Genomic DNA, 6,709 nt, shown 5'->3' on the forward strand with positions numbered 1-6,709 from the left:
ATGCGGTGGGTCCGGCAGCCGAGGTCCGCGCTACGGCGACTTGCGTTCCCACACCTGCGAGCGGCCGAGCAGGGCGAAGCCGATGTAGCCGTGCACGTCGAGCTTCTGCCCGCCGTCGAGCATCGTGAGCTTCACCTTGTAGGTCTTGCCGTTCTTCGGATCGAGGATGCGACCGCCGTCCCAGACGTCGCCGTCCTTCGCGACGTCCCAGAGGATGACCATGCCCTCGACCGGCTGGTCCTTGCGTTCGCCGTCGCAGGCCTTGCAGACCGGGTGCGGACCCTGTTCGGACTGCAGCACTTCGAGCACCTTGCCTTCGAGCTTGCCGTTGGCCTCGGTGATCTGCACGATCGACTTCGGCTTGCCGGTCGCATCGTCGATCGTGGTCCAGGTACCGACCGGCGTGTTTTCCGCGGCGAAGGCCGGCGCGCCGGCGAACAGGGCGAGGGCGAGCAGGGCGGGCGTGCGGTACGACATGGCGCGGTCTCCGGGCGTGGATGTGTCCTCCGCACGGTGCCGTGTGGTCGCAAGGCCGTCAAGGCGCGGCGCAGCGGACGCACCGGCATCGCTGGCATAATGCGCGTTTCCTCCCGCGCGTCCTTCCAGAATGAGCGACTCCCTCGAAGCCCGGGCCCGGCAGATCCTCGCCGGCATCGTCGACCCACACACCGGCAAGGATCTCGTCGCGAGCGGCGCCGTGCGCGGCGTCGGTGTGTCCGGCAGCGACGTTTCGGTCGACATCGTGCTTGGCTATCCGGCGCTGTCGGCGCAGGCCGCGCTCGGCGACGAGGTCAAGCGCGCGCTCGAGGCGGACGCGGCGATCGCGCATGCGGCGGTCGGCGTCGCCTGCCGCGTCGTCGCGCACGAGGTGCAGCAGGGGCTGACGCCGCTGCCCGGCGTGAAGAACGTGATCGCGGTGGCGTCGGGCAAGGGCGGCGTCGGCAAGTCGACGGTCGCGGCCAACCTCGCGCTCGCGCTGAAGGCCGAAGGCGCGAGCGTCGGCGTGCTCGACGCGGACATCTACGGCCCGAGCCAGGTGCGCATGCTCGGCCTCGAAGGCAAGCCGGACACGAAGGACGGCAAGCGCATCGAACCGAAGGTGAGCCACGGCGTGCAGGCGATGTCGATCGGCCTGATGATCGAGGAAGACACCGCGATGATCTGGCGCGGGCCGATGGCCACGCAGGCATTGCAGCAGATGCTCGGCGAAACGAACTGGTCGGACCTCGACTACCTCGTCGTCGACCTGCCGCCCGGCACCGGCGACATCCAGCTGACCCTGTGCCAGCGCATTCCCGTGTCCGGCGCGGTCATCGTCACGACGCCGCAGGACATCGCACTGCTCGACGCGAAGAAGGCGCTCAAGATGTTCGAGAAGGTCAACGTGCCCGTGCTCGGCATCGTCGAGAACATGGCGACGCACATCTGCACGCACTGCGGCCACGAGGAGCACGTGTTCGGCGAAGGCGGCGGCGCGCGCATGGCCGCGCAGTACGGCGTGCCGATGCTCGGCGGCCTGCCGCTCGACATCCGCATCCGCGAACAGGCCGACGGCGGCACGCCGACGGTCGCCGCGATGCCCGACTCCGACCTCGCCGCGCGCTACCGCGAGATCGCGCGCAACGCCGCCGGCCGCCTGTCGCTGCGTGCGCGCAACAAGGCGATCGCGTTTCCTAAGATCGTGGTGCAGAACACGTGAAGCGGGAGCCGGAATGGGGAATAGGGAATAGTTTTCAGCGCTCCGCTTCCCGGTTCTTTCTCCATCCCAAGTCCCATTCTCCGCGACCATTCCCCATTCCCCACTCCCCATTCCCCATGTCCATCAAATCCGACCGTTGGATCCGCCGCATGGCCGAGCAGCACGGCATGATCGCGCCGTTCGCGCCGCAGCAGGTGAAGCAGCATGCGGGCCAGCGGCTCGTTTCGTACGGCACGTCGAGCTACGGCTACGACGTGCGATGCGCGGACGAGTTCAAGGTGTTCACCAACATCAACTCGACCATCGTCGATCCCAAGCACTTCGACGAGCGCAGCTTCGTCGACGTGAAGTCTGATGTCTGCATCATTCCGCCGAACTCGTTCGCGCTGGCGCGCACGGTCGAGTACTTCCGCATCCCGCGCAAGGTGCTCACGATCTGCCTCGGCAAGAGCACGTACGCGCGCTGCGGCATCATCGTCAACGTGACGCCGCTGGAGCCCGAGTGGGAAGGGCACGTCACGCTCGAGTTCTCCAACACGACGCCGCTGCCGGCACGCATCTACGCCAACGAGGGCGTCGCGCAGATGCTGTTCCTCGAATCCGACGAGGAATGCGAGACGAGCTACAAGGATCGTGGCGGCAAGTACATGGGGCAGACGGGCGTGACCCTGCCTACCGCGTGAGCAGGGTGGCCTTGGGCCGTTTCGGCCGCCCGCCGGCGCCGAGGGGACCCGGCGGAGCAGGGATAGGAGCGCGAAATCGCTCCTCCCGCCGTCATTCCGCGAAAGCGGGACTCCATTGGCTTTTGACGCCACTAACGGGCGAAAAGAAAAATGGATTCCCGCTTTCGCGGGAATGACGGCGAAGCCGTCTGCGCCTACGGAGGAATCAGCCGCGGGGGGCCGATCGGCAGCCTGCGACGTGAACCGCCGGCAACGCCGCCCTGCCGCGCGCGCGGCGGTGGTGATAGGCTTGATCTTCTCGACTACCTACGGAGTCCCTGGAGCCATGCGGAGTTTCACGACCGGATCGATCCTGCGCGGCGTCGCGCTCGCGTTGTTGGCCGGCCTCCTCGTCGCCTGCGGCGGCGGTCGCGCCCGCCCCGACTCCGTGCCCGCGCCGAACGTGCCGTCGACCTTCGACGTGACGATCGTCGCCGACAAGGACAACCAGTTCGATTTCGACGGCGCGCCGCTCAATGCGGAAGACCTGAAGAGCGCGTTCCGCTACCGCCAGGAAGAAAAACTGCCGATGGGCAGCGTGCTGCTCAAGCGCGGCGAGAAGGAAAAGGTGAAGAACGAGCACATCATCGCGCTCGCGCGCATCGCCTACGAGATGAAGTTCAGCGCGTTCCTGCAGGAGAAGGACGGATCGATCTCCGAACTGCGCGCGCAAACCAAGGAAGAAGCCGACAAGCAGTGAGGCACGATGTGCCTCGATGATCGCGTCGCCGCGCGGGACCCGAGCCGCAGCGGCGAGCACGAACGAACCGCGTGGATTCGTTCGCAACCCCGTTGCACCCCGCCGGACGTTTCGCATACGGCCTGCATCGAATCCATGGAGACCACACATGAAGACCCAGATCATGCGCGCACTCGCGCTCGCTCTTTCCCTCGCCGCCGCTGGCAGCGCGTTCGCGCGCTCGGACATCCGCGACGGCAATGCGATGGTGCAGCCGGTCAAGGGTGACAAGTACTCGATCGACGGCGCGATCATGGGCAAGGCCGAGCTGTACGGCTACATCGGCGGGCTGCGCGACGACGACCACATCACCGGCGTCGTGCTCAAGCGCGGCGGCAGCGACGAGCAGCGCCGCGTGATCGGTTCGATCGCCAAGACGCTCGGCCTCAAGTCGTTCGAGCAGTACGGCGGCGACCTCAAGGAAATCCCGCAGCCGGAGCGGCCGGCCGCGGCGCCCGCGATCGAGAACCCGCCTGCGACGGACGGCCAGCCCGCTGCGGAGCCGGCGCCGGCCGCGGAGCCCGCCGGGCACTGATGCAACGGGGCACGCCGTTTCCGCGGCGTGCCCGGTCGTGATGCGCGAGCCCCCTGGGGCTGGTGGAGGCGCGCGTCGCGGCGAGCTGCAACCGATCCGACCGACAGAATTCCGACCTCCCGAACGATGCCGCGTTACAAGCCGCTTTTCGCCACTCTCGTCCTCGCCGCCTGCGCGCATGCCGACGCGGCCAATCCGCTCAGCTTCGTCACCGAAACCTTCGGAGACTGGAAGGACCGCCTGTTCGGCAAGCCCAGGCACCCGGTGCCCGAGATGAGTGCACCTGCGAGCGGACCGATCGCGTTGTCACCGGGCACGCGCGTGAGTTTCCGCATCGACGACAAGGATCCCGAGAACGACTTCAGCAAGGGCCGGAGCCGCTACCGCGTCATCGAGTTGCCCGAGGAGCTCGAGCATGCGGCCGTGCGCGTGCAGGTGATCGCGCGCAAGAACCCCGCCGGGCACGGCAACGTGGTATTCAAGCCGGTGCTGTACGTGGTCGATGGCGACGACTTCCGCGCGCCGGTTGAAGTGAAGCCATTGCACCTGGACATCCGCCCGTTCCGCAAGTCGCGCTTGCTCGGCTGCGTCAAACTCGACAAGGTGCAGCGCTTCGCAGTCGCCACCACGCCCGAGGCGATCGGCAAGTCGTACGAGTCTGAAGTGCGCGAGGCGGTGAGGGCGCCGACGCAGGGCGGTTTCTACTACGCCACCGATGCGGTCAAGACCAGACTGCCGTTTGCCGCGACAGGTGACCTCGTGATCGAGGTCACGCGCGAGGAGAAGGCGGGCAAGGACTGCTGATGCGGTGCCCGGCCGCGTGCATTTCTCCAGACGTCTACGCACGCCCCATCAGCCGCCGTCCTCGCGAAGGCCGGGACCGTGAGTCTCCCGCCTGCAAGCGGACGTAGTCGAGCACGACAGCGGAGGTTTCGACCCCATCACCATCGCATGGTTGTCGACGCGCTCCACCCTCCGCTAGGCTGCGCCCGACCTCCCCGACACCACCGCCGATGCAGACCGACGTCCCCTTCATCGTCGCGATCCCCGCGCGCTACGGCTCGACACGCCTGCCGGGCAAGCCGCTGCTGCCGATCGCCGGTGAGCCGATGGTCGTGCACGTCGCACGCCGCGCGCGCACGGCGGGTGCCACCGACGTCGTCGTAGCGACCGATGACGGCCGCATCGAAGCCGCGCTCGCAGGCAGCGGCGTGCGCGTCGTGATGACGCGTGCGGACCACGCCTCCGGCAGCGATCGCCTTGCCGAAGTCGCGCGCACGCTGGGCTGGCCCGACGATGCGATCGTGGTGAACCTGCAGGGCGACGAACCGCTCGCCCCGGCGAGCGGCATCCGCGCGGTCGCGCAGGCGCTCGTCGAGGACGATGCGCCCATGGCGACGTTGGCGACGCCGCTCGCCACGAGCGAGGAACTGTTCGATCCCAACTGCGTCAAGCTCGTCCGTCGCGCCGACGGGCGTGCGCTCTACTTCAGCCGTGCACCGCTGCCGTGGCCGCGCGACGCGTTCGCGCGAAGCCGCGACGCGCTGCCGCCCGAGGTGCCGTTCGTGCGCCACATCGGCATCTACGCGTATCGCGCCGGTTTCCTGCGTCGCTTCACCACGCTCGCGCCGACGCCGCTCGAACGCTGCGAATCGCTGGAACAGTTGCGCGCGCTCGAACACGGCCACGCGATCGCCGTGCGTATCGCGCCCGAGCCGTTCCCGGCCGGTGTCGACACGCCCGAGGATCTCGCGCGCGTCGAGCGCTTTCTCACGGACCGCTGAGCTGCGCCGGTCGCGCACGGCAGATGCGGCCTTGCGCGGACGATTCTGCTAGGCTGCGCCGGGCACTCGCGGGGACGGGGGCCATGGACTCGATTTCTGCCGCACAGCGATGGCCGAAAACGAAAAACGACGGATCCTTTTCATCTGCATGGGCAACATCTGCCGTTCGCCGACGGCCGAGGGCATTGCACGTGCCGAGTTCGCGCGTGCGGGCCTCGACATCGACGTCGATTCGGCCGGTACCGAGGACTATCACGTCGGTGAACCCCCGGACGAACGCGCGATCCGCGCCGCTGCCGCGCACGGCTACGACATCGCCGGCCTGCGCGCGCGCCAGGTCACGAGCGCCGATTTCGAGCGCTTCGAACTCGTGTTCGCGATGGATCGCATGAACCTGCTCGCGCTGCAGCGCTTCCATCGCGGTATCGGCGCGGCGCCGACGCTGTTCCTCGGCGATACCGAGCTGCCCGACCCGTATTACGGCAAGGCGCGCGATTTCGAGCGCACGGTCGAACTCGCGCGCAAGGGCGTCGATGCGTTGATCCGACGATTGCGTTCGAAAGCGCGGCACGCTTCATGAACACGCACCGCGAAGCGCCGCCGTTGCCGGCCGATCTGGCGTGGGTGAACACCGCCATGCCTCCGCGGCTGGAAGCCTTGCGCGGGCGCGTCGTGCTGCTGTGGTTCTGGAGCTACGACAACGTCAACAGCTGGAACCTGGCCGCGGACCTGCGCCGCCTCGAGGAGCTGCACCACGACGGCCTCGCGGTGCTCGGCGTGCACTGCCCCAAGTATCCGCACCAGCGCGAAGACGAGGTGCTGCTGCGTGCCGTCAATCGCCTGCGCCTGCGCCATCCGGTCGCCAATGACCGCGACTTCCGCGTCTGGCAGGATTACGGTGTCGGCGCCTGGCCAAGCGTCGCGCTCGTCGATGCGACCGGGCGACTCGTCGCGGTCTACGCCGGCGAGCGGCGCGGTGCGGAGATCGAGGCCCACATCGGTTCGCTGCTCGACGAAGCCGCGACCCACGACCAGCGTGTGTACGAGCCGACCGAAGCGGTCGCGCGGCCGGAGCCGCGCAGCGTGCTCGCGTTCCCGGGCGGGCTGCTCGGCGACGAGCAGCGCCGGTTCATCGCCGCCAGCGGCCAGGATCGCGTGCTCGCATTCGGCCCTGACGGCCGCGGGGTGCGCGGATTCGGCCGCGGCAAAGCGGGGTACCCCGCGGGGGGT

8 protein-coding genes and 1 pseudogene are annotated in these 6,709 nt (G+C 68.4%); 8 read left to right on the plus strand and 1 reads right to left on the minus strand.

Annotated features, from left to right (window positions below):
• Window positions 1-30 precede the first annotated feature (30 nt).
• Window positions 31-477, minus strand: a complete 447-nt coding sequence (locus ACTHK2_RS05960; protein ID WP_440244782.1) for a DUF2147 domain-containing protein — start codon at window positions 475-477, stop codon at window positions 31-33.
• A gap of 130 nt (window positions 478-607) precedes the next feature.
• On the opposite strand from ACTHK2_RS05960, the gene apbC reads away from it, so the two are divergent.
• The 8 genes and pseudogenes from apbC to ACTHK2_RS06000 all read left to right on the plus strand — a co-directional run.
• Complete coding sequence (gene apbC, locus ACTHK2_RS05965; RefSeq protein ID WP_440244783.1) at window positions 608-1,699, plus strand: iron-sulfur cluster carrier protein ApbC; 1,092 nt, start codon at window positions 608-610, stop codon at window positions 1,697-1,699.
• A gap of 116 nt (window positions 1,700-1,815) precedes the next feature.
• A complete protein-coding gene (dcd, locus tag ACTHK2_RS05970) occupies window positions 1,816-2,382 on the plus strand; it encodes a dCTP deaminase (protein WP_440244784.1) in 567 nt (188 codons plus the stop codon).
• A gap of 325 nt (window positions 2,383-2,707) precedes the next feature.
• Window positions 2,708-3,121: a hypothetical protein gene (locus ACTHK2_RS05975; protein ID WP_440244785.1), complete on the plus strand. Its 414-nt coding sequence runs from the start codon at window positions 2,708-2,710 to the stop codon at window positions 3,119-3,121.
• A 148-nt stretch (window positions 3,122-3,269) separates the two neighbouring features.
• The gene (locus ACTHK2_RS05980) at window positions 3,270-3,695 is read left to right on the plus strand and encodes a hypothetical protein (RefSeq protein WP_440244786.1); all 426 of its coding nucleotides are present in this window, start codon (window positions 3,270-3,272) and stop codon (window positions 3,693-3,695) included.
• A gap of 126 nt (window positions 3,696-3,821) precedes the next feature.
• A complete protein-coding gene (locus ACTHK2_RS05985) occupies window positions 3,822-4,499 on the plus strand; it encodes a hypothetical protein (protein WP_440244787.1) in 678 nt (225 codons plus the stop codon).
• A 209-nt stretch (window positions 4,500-4,708) separates the two neighbouring features.
• Window positions 4,709-5,479 (plus strand): 3-deoxy-manno-octulosonate cytidylyltransferase, encoded by a 771-nt coding sequence (kdsB, locus tag ACTHK2_RS05990; protein ID WP_440244788.1) that lies wholly within the window; start codon window positions 4,709-4,711, stop codon window positions 5,477-5,479.
• Window positions 5,480-5,588: 109 nt separating this feature from the next.
• Window positions 5,589-6,059 (plus strand): low molecular weight protein-tyrosine-phosphatase, encoded by a 471-nt coding sequence (locus ACTHK2_RS05995; protein WP_440244789.1) that lies wholly within the window; start codon window positions 5,589-5,591, stop codon window positions 6,057-6,059.
• Window positions 6,056-6,709 (plus strand): annotated as a pseudogene (locus ACTHK2_RS06000) (hypothetical protein); the annotation flags it as partial. The gene ACTHK2_RS05995 and the pseudogene ACTHK2_RS06000, both read left to right, overlap by 4 nt.

The sequence above is a fragment of the Dokdonella sp. genome, assembly GCF_051958935.1.
Taxonomy (GTDB): Bacteria; Pseudomonadota; Gammaproteobacteria; order Xanthomonadales; family Rhodanobacteraceae; genus Dokdonella_A.